Annotated in this window: 13 protein-coding genes; 4 read left to right on the plus strand and 9 right to left on the minus strand. The window is 58.0% G+C overall.

Features of this window, described 5'->3' with window-relative positions; genetic code table 11:
- The first annotated feature begins 53 nt into the window (after positions 1 to 53).
- Positions 54 to 986, plus strand: a complete 933-nt coding sequence (locus ABRP86_RS08090) for a hypothetical protein (protein WP_349863640.1) — start codon at positions 54 to 56, stop codon at positions 984 to 986.
- A gap of 65 nt (positions 987 to 1,051) precedes the next feature.
- Here the strand turns inward: ABRP86_RS08090 and ABRP86_RS08095 are convergent, their stop codons facing one another.
- Positions 1,052 to 1,999 carry a LysR substrate-binding domain-containing protein gene (locus ABRP86_RS08095; RefSeq protein WP_005283411.1) on the minus strand — a complete coding sequence of 316 codons (948 nt, stop codon included), beginning with the start codon at positions 1,997 to 1,999 and terminating at the stop codon, positions 1,052 to 1,054.
- Positions 2,000 to 2,161: 162 nt separating this feature from the next.
- On the opposite strand from ABRP86_RS08095, the gene ABRP86_RS08100 reads away from it, so the two are divergent.
- Both ABRP86_RS08100 and ahpD read left to right on the plus strand, forming a co-directional pair.
- The gene (locus tag ABRP86_RS08100; protein ID WP_349853674.1) at positions 2,162 to 2,755 is read left to right on the plus strand and encodes a peroxiredoxin; all 594 of its coding nucleotides are present in this window, start codon (positions 2,162 to 2,164) and stop codon (positions 2,753 to 2,755) included.
- Between the two features lie 98 nt (positions 2,756 to 2,853).
- Positions 2,854 to 3,378, plus strand: a complete 525-nt coding sequence (gene ahpD / locus ABRP86_RS08105) for an alkylhydroperoxidase, AhpD family (protein ID WP_284769665.1) — start codon at positions 2,854 to 2,856, stop codon at positions 3,376 to 3,378.
- Positions 3,379 to 3,502: 124 nt separating this feature from the next.
- Here the strand turns inward: ahpD and ABRP86_RS08110 are convergent, their stop codons facing one another.
- On the minus strand, positions 3,503 to 6,046 hold the full coding sequence (locus ABRP86_RS08110) for a DEAD/DEAH box helicase (RefSeq protein WP_349863643.1): 2,544 nt from the start codon (positions 6,044 to 6,046) through the stop codon (positions 3,503 to 3,505).
- A gap of 34 nt (positions 6,047 to 6,080) precedes the next feature.
- Positions 6,081 to 7,100, minus strand: a complete 1,020-nt coding sequence (locus ABRP86_RS08115; RefSeq protein WP_349863645.1) for a proteasome assembly chaperone family protein — start codon at positions 7,098 to 7,100, stop codon at positions 6,081 to 6,083.
- A gap of 260 nt (positions 7,101 to 7,360) precedes the next feature.
- Between ABRP86_RS08115 and ABRP86_RS08120 the strand changes: the two genes are divergently transcribed.
- On the plus strand, positions 7,361 to 8,446 hold the full coding sequence (locus tag ABRP86_RS08120) for a DUF4192 domain-containing protein (protein WP_239269834.1): 1,086 nt from the start codon (positions 7,361 to 7,363) through the stop codon (positions 8,444 to 8,446).
- Between the two features lie 9 nt (positions 8,447 to 8,455).
- Here the strand turns inward: ABRP86_RS08120 and galE are convergent, their stop codons facing one another.
- The 6 genes from galE to ABRP86_RS08150 form a co-directional block, all read right to left on the minus strand.
- Positions 8,456 to 9,439, minus strand: a complete 984-nt coding sequence (gene galE, locus ABRP86_RS08125; RefSeq protein WP_237800525.1) for a UDP-glucose 4-epimerase GalE — start codon at positions 9,437 to 9,439, stop codon at positions 8,456 to 8,458.
- Between the two features lie 3 nt (positions 9,440 to 9,442).
- Positions 9,443 to 10,120, minus strand: a complete 678-nt coding sequence (locus tag ABRP86_RS08130; RefSeq protein WP_349863648.1) for a metal-dependent transcriptional regulator — start codon at positions 10,118 to 10,120, stop codon at positions 9,443 to 9,445.
- A gap of 236 nt (positions 10,121 to 10,356) precedes the next feature.
- A complete protein-coding gene (locus ABRP86_RS08135; protein ID WP_005278926.1) occupies positions 10,357 to 11,370 on the minus strand; it encodes a sigma-70 family RNA polymerase sigma factor in 1,014 nt (337 codons plus the stop codon).
- 193 nt (positions 11,371 to 11,563) lie between these two features.
- Positions 11,564 to 12,328, minus strand: a complete 765-nt coding sequence (locus ABRP86_RS08140) for a helix-turn-helix transcriptional regulator (RefSeq protein WP_023022681.1) — start codon at positions 12,326 to 12,328, stop codon at positions 11,564 to 11,566.
- Positions 12,329 to 12,456: 128 nt separating this feature from the next.
- The gene (locus ABRP86_RS08145; protein ID WP_349863651.1) at positions 12,457 to 13,830 is read right to left on the minus strand and encodes an L-serine ammonia-lyase; all 1,374 of its coding nucleotides are present in this window, start codon (positions 13,828 to 13,830) and stop codon (positions 12,457 to 12,459) included.
- 36 nt (positions 13,831 to 13,866) lie between these two features.
- Positions 13,867 to 15,261 (minus strand): SLC5/6 family protein, encoded by a 1,395-nt coding sequence (locus ABRP86_RS08150; RefSeq protein WP_349863653.1) that lies wholly within the window; start codon positions 15,259 to 15,261, stop codon positions 13,867 to 13,869.
- Positions 15,262 to 15,274: the final 13 nt, after the last annotated feature.

Consider the following 15,274-nt stretch of genomic DNA (forward strand, 5'->3'; position numbering starts at 1 on the left):
AAAAGATACTTTTTCGTTGCGCCCAACCCGAATGTAGAAGGAAGGCACCGCTGATGAACGGCGATAAATCCGGTGGAAATGACGATTTTCCGCGCTATGAACCGACTGACCACCCAGAAGACCAGCCGAGCTACGGAAGCCTGCCTTCCTACGGCGGCAGCCACGAGAGTGGCAGCTACGAAAGCTCCGGCAACCAAGGATATGCGGGCTACCAAGCACAGGACAATACCGTAAATCCTGGCGGTTTTACCGGAAAGCCCTCGGCCATCGATTCGATTTCTTGGGCCTTTCGCACGGTATTTAAGAACTGGAAACTATGGATCCTTGGTGCCTTGCTCGTTGGCGTCATTGTCGTAGCTATCTCAGGCGTGAGTATGGCCGTCGCTCCTTCAGAGGGTGCGGATGCCTCCGGTGCGGGATCCATTGTGCAAATCGTGTCCTACATCATCACGGTCGTCGTTAGCTTGTTGGCGATGCGACTGGCGCTCTTCCAAATTGATGATCCGCGCACTGGATGGAGCTATGTGGGCAAAGACGTGCGGTGGTGGCAGCCGCTGGTGATTATGATCATCATCGGCATTATTACCTCGGTAGTCATGTTCATCTTCGTTGGGGGCTCGATTTTCCTCGGCCCAGACGCGGGCGCCGACGCCACCGAGGAAGAGGCGTTAGAGGCCATAGCGAGCTTTTTCGGAGTCTTGGCTGTAGTGTCTCTCATCAGCCTATTCATCCAACCGTTTTATATGCTGATGCAGTGGTTTGCTGCCGACGGTGACGGGGTTGGCCAAGCCATCAAGAACGGATTTAAGGCCGGTAAGGGAAACTACGGCCAGCTCTTGCTGCTGACGGTGCTCAACGCGCTGATTGTGATTGCCGGCGGCATCCTGCTCCTGGTTGGCTTGATTGTCGCCGTACCGGTTACCTTACTGGCTACGGCTTATTTGTTCCGACAGTGCACAGGCCGCGCGACCAGCCAAGCTGCGTAAGCGCTTTACCCTTATTTAAGGCCACCGAGGCATTGCTCCGGTGGCCTTAAACGTGCGTGGCGATTTTAGCCCTCCAGCGAGCGGGCGAGGGCATTTTCATAAGCGGCGGTAATCAGGGTGCCGAATTCGCGGAACTCTTCACTGCGTGCGGCAGAGGAGCGGAAGACGAGGCCGATTTCGCGCTCAGCGGTGACATCGGGATCGAAGTAGGCGATGCCGAGGTTCTTGCCGTGGCATTCGGTAGCCAACGCGGACTTGGGGATAAGGGTGCAGCCGAGCCCGCCCATCACCAGCTGCATAATGGTGGTCAGTGATGAGGCGCGCGTGACGGAATTGGTTGCCTCTGCCGGGTTGACGTGGGCGTGCCGGCAGAGATCGACGACTTGGTCGCGGAGACAGTGGCCATCGTCAAGCAGCAGCAAATCCAAGTCCCGCAACTCCGCAACCTGGACGTCTGTACGCCCGGCGATGGGGTGATCGGGCGGGCTGACGATGGCGAAGTCCTCGGTGTACAGCGGGCTGTCGACCATGCCCGTGGCCTCTGAAGGCAAGGCGAGGACGGCTAAATCGAGGTTGCCGTTGCGCAGGCGCGCGATGAGGTGCTGGGTTTGCTCCTCCACAAAGCGCGGCTCAAGCTCCGGGTAGGTCTCCGTAATCTTCGCCAGCAAGTCCGGGAGGATATACGGGGCGATGGTTGGGATGACGCCAATGGTCAGCGGGCCGGACAGGGTGCCGTGGGCGCCGCGGGCATGTGCGAGGAAGGTATCGGCGGCCTCAAGCGTGGATTTGGCATAGGGTAGAAGGGTTTCACCGGCCGAGGTCACGATGACCTTGCGGGTGGAGCGCTCGATGAGCTGCACGCCGAGCCCCTGCTCGAGCGCCACGAGGCCCTGGGAGAGGGAAGGCTGAGAGATCTCCAGCTTGGCGGCAGCGGTGCCGAAGTGCTTGTTTTCCGCCACGGTGACGAACGTGCGCAGCTGGGCAAGTGTTGGTCGATACTCTTTATTATGCATGCCTATCACTCTAACATTTATCTATAGGATTAGCTATTGACGTGACCGGAATTAATGGTATTGTCTTTGGTGTTGGGCCGGAGAGGGTCCGGCCCGTGGTCCTCGGTACGGGACTGTCGGAAACTTGAAAAAGATTACCCTTTTAAGAAGGAGTTGAAGAACATGCCTATCATGACCGTTGGCGAAAAGTTCCCAGAATTCGACCTCACCGCCCTGACCGGCGGTGACCTGCACGACGTTAATGCTAGCCAGCCAGAGGACTACTTCGAGCAGGTTTCCTTAGACAAGTACGAGGGCAAGTGGAAGGTCGTCTTCTTCTACCCCAAGGACTTCACCTTCGTTTGCCCGACCGAGATCGCTGCCTTTGGCAAGTTGGACGAAGAGTTCCAAGACCGCGACACCCAGGTGCTGGGCGGCTCTACCGATAACGAGTTCGCTCACTTCAACTGGCGCGCAACCCACCCGGACCTGAAGGAAGTTCCTTTCCCGATGTTCTCCGACGTGCGCCACGACCTGATCCGCGCACTGGGCGTAGAAAACGCTGACGGCGTTGCTGACCGCGCAACCTTCATCATCGACCCAGATGGAGTTATTCAGTTCGTCTCCGTTACCCCGGATGCTGTGGGCCGCAACGTTGACGAGGTCCTGCGCGTCCTCGACGCACTGCAGTCCGAAGAGGTCTGCGCCTGCAACTGGGAGAAGAACGACCCAACCAAGAACATCGACAAGATGGACGTTGTTCAGTCCCAGCTTTAAGCCTTAGTTATCAGTAGGTGCTTTCCCCGCTTTCTGGCGGGGCATGCACTTGCCCTGCAACTTAAATTACTGAGAAAAGATTTAGAAGGAGAAAGACCGTGTCTATCGAGAACTTGAAGTCATCGCTACCCGAGTACGCCAAGGACCAGAAGCTCAACCTCGGCGCGTTGACCCGCACTACCGAGCTGAATGAAGAGCAGCTGTGGGGCACCCTGTTGGCATCGGCGGCAGCTACCCGCAATGACACCGTGATTTCTGAAATCGCGGAAGAGGCACAAGAGCACCTCTCTGAGGAAGCCATCAACGCCGCTTACGGCGCTGCCACCGTCATGGCAATGAACAACGTTGCCTACCGCGCCAAGAGCTGGTTGGGCGATGACTACGCACAGGTTAAGTTCGGCCTGCGGATGAACTTCATCTCCAAGCCTGGCGTGGAAGACGCCAACTTCGAGCTGTGGAATATCGCAGTTTCCGCCATCAACGGCTGCGAGCATTGCTTGGGTGCCCACACTCAGAAGCTCAACGATACTGGCGCGACCAAGGAGCAGGTCTGGGAGGCCATCAAGGTTGCTTCTGTCATTCAGGCAGTCGCACAGGCCGTTCAGATTGAGGCTGCACGCTAAAAGCGCTGCTGAATTAGCCTTTAGAATAAGCCACCCCCGCGCGCTGCTTCCCTCGGTGTCCCCCATAGGACGCCGGGTACAGCGCAGGGGGTGGCTTTTATCGTTTTAGCTAACCCTCGTGTGATTAATACTCGACGCGCAACTCCGACAGGCGGACTTCACCGGCTTCATCGGAGGCATCTAGATCGACCGTGGCGACAAATTGATAGGCGCGATCGCCTGCTGGGTCCTTGATAATCTGCCGCACGGGCCAGGTGCGGGAGCTGGATTCTTCCAACCGGAAGTACTCTGGGCCGCGCGCCTCAGGGCCGATATCAATATCGTCGTATTCGTCAAAGTAGTCATCCAAGACGGCACCAAAATCGGGGACCTCGTCCAGATAATCCAATACCTCGGCCAGGCGGTCTTCTTCCTCCAGCGCGAAGAGCTGCGCGAGGCGGAACATGTAATTGCGCACCATGATGCCAAAGGCGCGTCGGTTAGCGGTAAGCGCAGTAGGGTCTTCGACGCCGAATGCCAGCTCGCGGTCGAGCGTATCTTGATCGATGGGGGAATCTTCGCCGGCCATCTGCGCCCATTCATCGACAAGCGAGGAATCCACCTGGCGGATAAGTTCGCCTAGCCAGACAATGATGTCTTCAATTTGGGGCGTCGTATATTCATCGGGGATGGACTGTTTAAGGGTGCGCCAGGCATCGGTGAGATAGCGGAGGATAACGCCCTCAGAGCGGGCTAAGCCGTAAGTGGCCACCAAGTCCGAGAAGGTCATGGCATTTTCCACCATGTCGCGCACTACGGATTTCGGCCGCAGCTCGAATTCCTTTACCCACGCATTGGTTTCCGCAAAGGTATCGTAGGCCTGCTCGAGTAGCTCCTCTAGGGGCTTGGGCCAGGTGATATCCTCCACGATATTCATGCGGTCGGTGTAGTCCACTCCATCCGCCTTGAGTGCGGCAATTTCTTCCCCGCGCCGCTTCTTCTGCTGGGCCTGCAGCACCTGCCGGGGATCATCGAGGATCGCCTCAAAGACCGAGATTACATCAAGGTGATAGCTGTCCGCCTCTGGGTCCAACAGGGAGAGCGCGGCCAAGGCGAAGGGCCCGAGGGGCTGGTTCAGGGCAAAGTCGCGCGGCAATTCCCGCACGAGGTGGTAGGGGCGGCCGTAGATATCGAGCCCCTTGGTGGATTTTTGGACCACACCGGAATCTAGCAATCCGCGGAAGAGGTCGAGGGCGGTGAGGATATCCTTGTTCTGCTTGCTGCGGGGATCGTGATTATCGCGCAAGAGGTGGCGCATATGCGCATAGCCGTCGCCGTGGCGGGCTAAGACATTCAGCAGCATCGAATTCGACACCCGGAATTGCGAGGTCAACTGCTCCGGTTCTGCTTCTGTGAGCCGCGCAAAGGTCTTCTCGGACCAAGAGACTTCGCCCTCGCGTGCGGATTTCTTCTTCAGCTTTTTCAGCCGCTTCGGGTCATCGCCAATGCGCCTGCGGGCCTTGGCATTTTCAATCTCGTGCTCAGGGGCCTCGACGACGACGGTACCTTCCGTGTCATAGCCCGCTCGCCCAGCGCGCCCTGCAATCTGGTGGAATTCGCGGGACTTCAAGATGCGCTGGCGTTGCCCATCAAACTTGGCCAGGCCAGTCATCAAGACGGTGCGGATGGGCACGTTGATGCCCACGCCCAAGGTATCGGTGCCGCAAATAACCTTGAGGAGGCCGCGTTGCGCAAGGCGCTCCACAAGTCGTCGGTACTTGGGCAGCATTCCCGCGTGGTGGATGCCAATGCCCTTGCGAAGCAACTTTGAGAGGTCCTTGCCAAAAGCAGTGGTAAAGCGGAACCCGCCGATTTCTTCAGCGATGTCCTCTTTTTCCTCTTTGCTAATAATGCCAGACAGCGAGGTCAGGGCTTGGGCCCGCTCGGCCGCCTCGCGCTGGGAAAAGTGCACGACATAAATGGGTGCCTTATTATCGGCGAGCAGTTCTTCGATGGTTTCGTGCACCGCGCTGAAAACATAGGAAAAATCCAGCGGCACCGGGCGAGTGGAGCCGGCTACCAGATTAGTCTCGCGCCCCGTGCGGCGGGTGAGGTCCTCCTGCAGCCAGTCGGTATCACCGAGCGTGGCGGACATTAAGAGGAATTGCGCCTTGGGTAGCTCCAAGAGCGGCACCTGCCAGGCCCAGCCGCGATCTGGATCGGAGTAGTAGTGGAATTCGTCCATGACCACCTGGTCGATGTTGGCTTCGGCGCCATCGCGAAGCGCGATATTCGCAACGATCTCGGCGGTGGCGGCGATGATGGGGGCGTTGCCGTTTACGGTGGCATCGCCAGTCATCATGCCTACGTTCTCTGCGCCAAAAATTTCACACAGCGCAAAGAACTTCTCGCTTACCAGCGCCTTAATGGGTGCGGTATAAAAACTCCGCTGCCCGCGCGCGAGGGCGATGAAGTGGGCGGCGTTGGCCACCATGGACTTGCCCGAACCCGTAGGGGTGGCGAGAATGACATTATCTCCGGCCAAGATGCCGAGCGAGGCCTCCTCCTGCGCGGGATATAAATCGATTCCCTTGCTAGTGGTCCACGAGTTAAAAGTATCCCAAATGGCCTCATCAATGAGGGACTCGGGGACTTCCGTTAAATCTGGCAGCTGCTGAGATAAGTTCACCCCCACCACCTTAGCGGCGATGGGGGCGGGTTCGTTAGATATCGTCGCCTAAGTCTCTGTCATCGTCATCGCCGGCAGAGTCTTCGCGGTCATCAATATCTGTATGGATAATCTCCTCGCTATCATCTTCATCGAGCGAGGCGAGGAATGCCTCGAACTCCTCGCTGATTTCCTCAGCGCTGGGCACGGCTTCCTCGCCCGGCATGATGGCCTGCGGGTGCTCCTGACGGTAGCGTTCCATGAAGGCATCGTACTGCTGCTCCAATTGCTGGACCACTCCCTCAATCTCTTCCGAGCCATTGACCTGCTCATCCAGCTGGCCCTCGACGCGGGAAATATCCGCCTCGATGCTGCCCAGCGGAATATTCAGTCGGGCGGCCTTAGCCACGGAGTCAAGGAGCTCCAGGGTCGCCTGCGGGTACGGGGACGCGGCCAAGTAATGCGGCACGTGCGCGGTATAGCCCGCTACCGTCCGGCCCTTATCCGCCAAGGCCTTTTCTATATAGAGCGCCGCGGCACCAGGAACCATCATCGTCGAATCCATCTTGACCATGCCTTCCGTCAGGCGGGAGGTAGTACCGTGCGCGGTGACCACGGTGGGGCGGGTGTGCGGCACGGGCATCGGCGCGGCGTAGAGCATGATGGTGTCTTCAATATCGAATGTCTCCACCAGCTTCACTACCGCCGTGGTAAACGCTTCCCAGCGCATATCCGGCTCTGGGCCAGACAGAAGAAGGAAAGACTTGCCGGAATTATCCCGGAGGACCTTCAAACCCAAATCCATGGGTTCTACCTCTAGGGCCCGGTCATTATCGATGGTGATGGCGGGGCGGCGGGAGCGGTAATCGATGAGCTCATCAGAGTTAAAGGAGGCTAGCTGGCGGTTTTCCAGCGCGGCTTTGAGATGATCGGCGCTCGACTCAATAGCCTGGCCCGCATCGGCATAGCCGTGCATGGCAACAATCATGGTGGGGCCTTTTCCTTCACCGGAATTGTCCTTAACCACCGGAGCGGGGTACTCCAATTCGTACATGCTGCGCTCTTCTTCGTGCATGATGTGTTACCTCCTTGGTCTCTTAATCTAGATCAACGACCGCCAGGACCGCACTATTCCCACACGCACTCAGTTCAGTGTTCGCGGAGTAGTTAAATAACCCATTATGCCCTAACGAGGAAACCCGCGCTAGGCCCGGTGCGGTGGGCCTGTGCATAACTGCTTGCCGATGCCCCTTTCAACCCACCTTATCCACAGATTTCGGCCCTCTGCCTGTGATGGGCTTTCGGCACTTGCCGCAGGCCTCGAAGCTAGAAGCCATGAAGATCACAACACCACAACAGCCCATCCGTACACCCGGCGATATCCTTGCCAATATTCCAGGAATCCTCGGATTCTTCCCAGCAGAGTCCATCGTCCTTATCTCCATCGAACCAACCCCAGCGGGCCGCACCATGGGGCCAGTCGCGCGCATAGACTTGTCCGATGTCCCCGCCGCCCTGCCAGAAATCATGAGCGCCTTTCACTGCGGCAACCCGGAAGTAGTCCTAGGCTTTATCATTTCCCAGCGCGAGGAAGTAGAGCTCTGGGAGATGATCGAGTCGCTCTACCACTTCGAAGATGACGAGGGCACCGGAATCGATGCCTGCTGGTTGGTAGAAGAAATTGCAACGTCCACCGCCTACGACCTCGTCTTTGGCTTTAGCACTGGGAACGGCAAGGGCCCTATGCACGCTTGGACCGAAGGGACCATTCCCGCTATTTCCACCAGTTCCTCTATGCGCGCCTGCGTAGAAAACGGCACCTTGCCGGAGCTTTCCCGCGACGAGCTCGTCCAACAATTCGCCCCGCACAACCCTTACTTCGGGCACGAAGAAATCGGGTCCATGCAGCGCTGCGCTGAGGAATTGTCGCGGCAGATGCGCGCCGGCCACGGCTACGGCACAACGGATCCAACGCGGGTGGTCCAACATCTCATCGCGGATGTGCAGTATGTATTAAGCGAGGTAGAGACGCTGGAAGAGACCCTAGACAACGAAGAATTACTCTGCGTGGGAGCGATGTGGATGTCGACGACGTGGATGCGCGACTTGGTCATCCGAGACCTCGTCGAATCCCCGCACGCGGCCGGTACCTTGCTCCTAGCCACGGCGCGCACCTTTGGCGGCACCATCCGTTATAACGCGCTGGCGTTATTTGCAGCGACCCAGGTGGCGCAGAAATTCGGGCTCTATGCCGGCCCAGCGCTTACCGTCGCCCTCGATGAGGCACCGGGTCACAATTTGAGCCAGCTCATTGCCCAAGCCTATCGCAGCGGAATGGGGGAACGCCTCATTACCAGCCTGAGCCGCGGTTGCGACGCGGCGCGGGAGGCAGCGGGGATTGATGCCGATGGCTTTGTGTAGCCCCGCGTTTTAGCGCCGCGCCGAATGCGCCCGGTCGCCCAATTGCCGAGTGAAATTCCACGCGTCGGTCACGATGGTTTCCAAGTCGGTGCGCTGAGGATTCCAGTCCAGCTCCCGCTTGATCTTGTCTGAGGACGCAATCAGCGTGGCTGGATCTCCGGCGCGGCGCGGGGCGATCTCCGCCGGAATCTCGTGGCCGGTGACTTTCCGGCACATCTCGATGACCTGCTTGACGGAATATCCCTCGCCGGAACCCAAGTTATAGATCCGGTGGGTGCCGGGGGCATTGCTGTGGAGGGCAAGCACGTGGGCATCGGCAAGATCGCGGATATGGATGTAGTCGCGCACCGGCGTGCCATCCGGGGTATCCCAATCCGTGCCAAACATGAAAATCTTATCGCGGTGCCCCAGAGCAACCTGCAGCACAATGGGGATGAGGTGGGTTTCAATCTCGCGGTTTTCGCCGATGGAGCCGTAGGCACCAGCGACGTTGAAATAGCGCAGGGACGTTGCCGCGAGCCCAAAGGCTTGTGCAAAAGAGGTAATCATGTAGTCGATAGCCAATTTGCTAGCGCCATAGGGATTCGTGGGCTGGGTCGGCATGTCCTCAGTAATAGGGACCTGCTCCGGTTCGCCGTAGGTGGCCGCGGTGGAAGAAAAGACGAGGCTTTTGACATCGTTATCGCGCATGGCGTTGAGCAAGCGCAGCGTGGTCACGACGTTGTGCTGCCAATATTCGTCCGGCTTTTCCACGGATTCACCGACGAGCGAGCGGGCGGCGAAGTGGAGGACGCCCTCGAAGCCGCCTTCGCCCAGTACTTCTGCAGCCTTGTCGGCCACATCGCCTTCTACCACGCGGGCTGCGGGCGGCACGGCATCCCGGTTTCCCGTGGAAAAGTTATCGATGATGGTGACGTCGTGGCCTTGCTCAACGAGGACTGCGGAGCACACGCTGCCGACATAGCCGGCACCGCCAGTAACCAAAAGCTTCATGGCCTAGACCTCCACGCGCACGGCGTGTGCGAAATCATCTGACAAGGTGATGACCTTTCCCGAGGGAGTGGTAAGCGAAATCGTACCGCCATTATTGACCACGGTGACCTCGGTACCGATCCGGATTCCAGCCTCAGCAAGGTCCCGGAAGGTAGCCTCATCTACCTGCAGGATCTCATTGATCTGGATAATCTTGGCGGATTTTTCTTCGCCATCGGGGAGATCGATAGCCCGCGTCCCAATTGATGGTTCGGGGACCTGGAAGCCCAGCTCCGCCAGCGCCGGAATCGGATTGCCAAAAGGAGAACGGCTGGGATCGTCGAGGACCGTGACCATGCGCTTTTCCACCTCTTCGCTCATCACGTGCTCCCAGCGGCAGGCCTCATCGTGGACCTTGCTGATATCGAGCCCGAGGACATCAGTAAGCAAACGCTCTGCAAGGCGGTGCTTGCGCATGACCGCCGTAGCCAATTCGCGTCCCTTTTCCGTTAGATCCAAGCTCCGATCCGAACGGACGTGGAGGAGACCATCGCGCTCCATGCGGGCAACGGTTTGGGATACGGTAGGTCCGGATTGCTCTAGGCGTTCCGCAATCCGGGCGCGCAGGGGAGTGATGCCTTCTTCTTCCAATTCATAAATGGTTCGAAGGTACATCTCAGTAGTATCAACGAGGTCCCTCACGTGGGCATACCTTTCTTTGAGAAACAGTAATGCGTGCCGTGCTCAAAGCAGACAGCGCTTTTTACATTTTGTATCCAGACTAGCTTAAGTTCCCCTAAGTTTGCTGGAGAGATTTTAAGGAGACGAGTTCGAGCTCGCCGCTTGCATAGAGAACGCGACCTCGAAAGCACACTGGAAAAAATTCTCGGCGGCACGTTCGAGGTCGCGATTAAAGAAGGTTCAGGAGGCGAAAAGTTTTATAGCGCGTACTCGCGGAGGCGGTCGGCGCGGTTGCCATCGCGCAACTTGGCCATGACCTCACGCTCGATTTGGCGTACGCGTTCGCGGGAGAGCCCGAACCGGCGACCAATCTGGTCAAGGGTGCGTGGAACGCCGTCATCCAAGCCGTAGCGCAGGCGAATGACGTCCTGCTCGCGCTTTTCTAGCGTGTCAATGACACCGCGGATATCGGAGTGCCGCATAGAGGCCACGACGGCCGTCTCAGCATCGGTAGCCTCAGCATCCTCGATGAAGTCACCCAATGGGGCTTCCTCATCGGTGCCGACGGGCATGTCGAGCGAGACGGGATCGCGCGACTGGCGCAGCAGCATCTCGATTTTGTTCTCATCAATGCCGGATTCCTCCGACAGCTCCTCATTGGTCGCCTCGCGGCCCAAGGACTGATACATCTCACGCTTGATGCGGGAGAGCTTATTTACCTGTTCCACCAGGTGGACCGGTAGGCGGATGGTGCGTGACTGGTCGGCCATGCCGCGGGTAATGGCCTGACGGATCCACCACGTGGCGTAGGTGGAGAACTTAAAGCCCTTGGCGTAATCGAACTTTTCCATGGCGCGGATAAGGCCAAGGTTACCCTCTTGGATGAGGTCCAAAAGCGGCATGCCGCGGCCGGTGTAGCGCTTAGCCAGGGAGACTACGAGGCGAAGGTTTGCCTCCAGCAAGTGGGAGCGGGCCTTCTTGCCTTCGCGGGCCAAGATCTTCAGGTCGCGCTTTTCTGCGCGCGTTAGCTTCTCTGCATTATTGAGCTTGTATTCTGCGTACAGGCCTACCTCGATGGTTTGCGCGAGTTCGACCTCATCCTCGGCGCTGAGCAGGTCGGTCTTACCGATTCCGTTGAGGTAGACGCGTACCAAGTCCGCAGAGGGATTGTCATTGGTTTGATTGCGGCGAGACCCGCGGTCTACTTCCTGTTCCTCATCAGTAGTGGCAGTCGAAGTGCCATTGGCGGTGTTGGCAGATGGATTCGTCATCTTTTCAGCCTCCTGAAATTGTCGCCTGTTTCAAAAAGTACAACGGTGTGAGGACGCATTTAGTTCCCACGCATCCTGAAATGTTTAAAACGGCGACGTGCAGGCCGCTGTGCCCCACCTTTTTGGGGGCGTCGGCAAGCGCATGCGCCACGTGGATGCAGTAAAACTGCTACATCCAGGTGGCGGGGAAGTCTTAGCCGCGGACCTGTACGAGGTAGCGATAGACCGTGGGTTCAGATACTCCGAGCCGGGTGGCCGCCGCGGCAATGCCGCCTTTGAGGAGGAAGAAGCCAGCATCCTCGAGGGAAGCGATGACCTCTAGCCGTTCGTGGCGCTGCATCGACTCGACCGGGGTGGAGTGCGTGGAAATCGCGGAATCCAGCATGGAGTCCAAAAGGTGCTCAACGTTGGAACGCAGCGATTCGCTATAGGGTGCCTCCGGCTTTTTCTGCGCGGGCGCTTCCGGTGCGGGAGTGCGCTGCGGTGCGGTGGTGCCGGGGTAGCCGCCGAAGGCCTTCGCCTTATCGATGGCCGGCTCGGTACCGCCTATCAACGCGTTAGCGGCATCGCGGATCTGGATAAGCTCGGATAATTCCACATTGATACAAAGCATGCCGCGCATATGCCCGGTGGCATCGCGCAGGAAATAGCTCGAGGAGCGGCAGACTTTTCCCTCGCTATTGACCGCGCGGTACCCGGTCATCATAGGAACGGCAGCGGCGTCGCCCTGTTTCATGAACCAGAGCGCAAAGTCTGTAACCGGGCCGCCTAGTTCGCGGCCGGAAATGTGACCGTTGGCAATGGCGATGATGGATTTATCGGGTACATCGAGATCATGGAGCACGATTTCGGTGTTAGGGCCCATGGCCTGACCGAGGAAATCGACGAGTGGTATGTACTGCTCGAGGAAGTTTTCTTCGGGGGCATGGCTGCTAGAAAGGTTCATTAGCTGAAGCATGTCCTTATAATTCCTGTCAGATTATTGATAAGGTACCACAAAGTAACCACAAAGGAGGCGAGTACCCGGCCGTGCCCAAGTACTCACCTCCTTATATGGCGCTCTTTCCGGAGCCTAGGTTGCCGGCATTAACCACATACCGGGATGGGCGGGTGGACGGCTAGGGCGAGGCCGCCTTGTGAGGTTTCCCTGTACTTGGCGTTAATGTCCTTGCCAGTGTTGTACATGGTCCAGATGACTTCATCGAGGCTGACGCATGGTTTGCTTTCGCGGTCTAGGGCCATGCGTGCGCTGGTAATGGCGTCAACCGCAGCTACGGCGTTGCGCTCGATGCAGGGGACTTGCACCTGGCCGAGGACCGGGTCACAGGTCAGGCCCAATTTGTGTTCCATGCCGATTTCGGCCGCCACGCACACCTGTTCCGGTGTTGCCCCCATCAGTTGGGCCAACCCGGCCGCGGCCATGGAACAGGCGACGCCAATTTCTCCTTGGCAGCCAACTTCCGCACCGGAAATGGAGGCGTTCATCTTGTAGAGCGCGGCGATGTGGTTGCAGGCGAAGATATAGTCCGCGAACATGCTTGGGGTAACCGGCTCGACGAATTCATCGAAATAGGCCAGGACCGCAGGCACGACGCCGCATGCGCCGTTGGTAGGTGCGGTGACGACGCGGCCGCAGGCAGCATTTTCCTCCGAAATGGCCAGGGCAAACATATTCACCCAGCTCAAAATGTTGAGGCCATCGTGCGGATCGGATTCTTCCAGCCTGCGCTTCAGCGAGGCGGCGCGGCGCGGTACGAGTAGCGCACCGGGGAGTGGGCCATCGGTGGTGGAGCCGCGCTTAATGCCGGTGTACATGACATCGCGGACTTTGCGCAGGTGCTCGTCGATGTCCTCGTCGCTGTGCAGCGCCTTTTCATTGGCCCTGCCGAGCTCCGGGAGTGTCATATTATTGGTTTCGCACAGCGCCAGTAGTTCTTCCGCGCTGGCATAAGCGAATGGGACGTCCACGGTATCTTGTCCGCGCATGGCGAAGTCTTCTTGCTTGACGATGAACCCGCCGCCCACCGAGTAGTAGGTCTTGTGCAAGATGTCTTCCTCGCCGGCAAAGGCGATAAGGCACATGCCGTTTTCATGCATGGGGAGGTATTCATCGTGGAAGTAGATGCCGCCGTCTTTGGGAAAGCTCACCGTGTGCGTGCCGCCGAGAAGGAGCGTTTCGCTCTGGTTGACCCCTTTCATGAAGGCGGAGATGCCGTCGATATCGACGGTTTCTGGTTCTTCGCCGGCTAGTCCCAACAGGATGGCTTTATCGGTGGAGTGGCCCACACCGGTCAAGGATAGGGAGCCGTAGACGTTGGCCTGAACGCGGGTGACCTTATCCATGAGGCCTTTTTCTTTGAGCTCGTCAACGAAGGCCTTGCCGGCTTTCATTGGCCCAAGGGTGTGTGAGCTTGAGGGGCCGATGCCGATCTTGAACATATCGAAGATGCTGATGAACATGGTTTTCTCCTGGAAAATCCTGAGAAGGGGTGCTGCTTAGAAAGCCTGCACGATGGAGTAGATGATGGTGGCGAGGGCAATAAGGCCCATGATGAAGACGAAGTAGTTCGAGGCCTTGCCCTTGAAGCGGGCGAGTGCTGGGACCTTGTGGATGGCAATCATCGGGATAAGGAACAGCATGATGGCGATGGTTGGGCCGCATAGGGTCTCAATCATGCCGAGGATGGAAGGATCCGCCCAGGCAACGAGCCATGCGGTGACCAGCATGAAGACGAGCGTGATGGTGTCGAGCTTGTGGCTGGATTCTGCATCATCTTTATTGGCGTTCTTGCTGCCCTTAACTAGGAGGCCTTCGAAGCCCTCTGCAGCGCCGAGGTAGTGGCCCAAGAAGGACTTGGCTACGGCAATCATGGCGATGATGGGGGCAATCCACTGGATGACGGGGTTGTCAAAGTGGTTGGCCAGGTACGACAAGATGGTGATGTTTTGTTCCTTGGCTTCCGCCATATCAGCAGGCGATAGGCTGAGCGCGCAGGAGAATACGAAGAACATCACGACGACGACCATGAGGATTTCCGCGCGCAGCAAGATCTTGCGGGACTTGTATTCCGCGTACTTGCCGTAGGTTTGGCGGCGGTCAACGGCGAAGGAAGAAATCATGGGCGAGTGGTTGAAGGAAAAGACCATGACTGGGACCAAGAGCATCAAGGTAATGCCCATGCCGTGGCCGGAGGCTTCGCGCGCGACGTCGAGGTCGAAGCTATCAAAGAGCGCGGTATTCCACTTGGGGATGAGGTACAGCGAGAGCAGGACCAGGATGCCGATGAACGGATACACCAAGTAGGACATGACATGGACGACCACGCTTTTGCCCATGCGTACGACGAGGATGAGGCCGCCTACGAGAACCAGCGAGGTAAGCCACCGATCCGGTGAGGTGATGCCTAATTGGTGTTCCAAAAAGGAATTGACCGTGTTGGTGATGGTTACCGAGTACACCAACAGGATGGGGTAGACGGAGAGGAAGTAGAGGATATTCATCAACACGCCGGCTTTAACACCGAAGTGTTCCTCCACGACATCGGTGAGATCGCCATCTGGCTTTGAGCTTGATAGGACCAAGCGGGTCATGCCGCGGTGGGCCCAGTAGGTCATCGGCAAGGCGACGACGGTCATAATAAGAAGCGGGATGATGCCGCCGATGCCAGCGTTGATAGGGAGGAAGAGCACGCCGGCTCCAATGGCGGTGCCGAACAGGGAGAGCATCCAAACGGTGTCTTCTTTGTTCCACGCTGGGGCGCCTTCTTGGCCCGCAAATGGGGTTTCTATGCCGTCAGCGGGTGGCTTTTCTTCTGCGGGTAATTGTTCCGGATTTTGCGCGCCGTGTTCTGGATTTTCGACGGGTCCGTGGCGCAAGAGCTTGTGGGACATTTTCTTTCCTCCT

Source organism: Corynebacterium sp. KPL3927 (genome assembly GCF_040225835.1).
In the GTDB taxonomy this organism is placed as follows: domain Bacteria; phylum Actinomycetota; class Actinomycetes; order Mycobacteriales; family Mycobacteriaceae; genus Corynebacterium.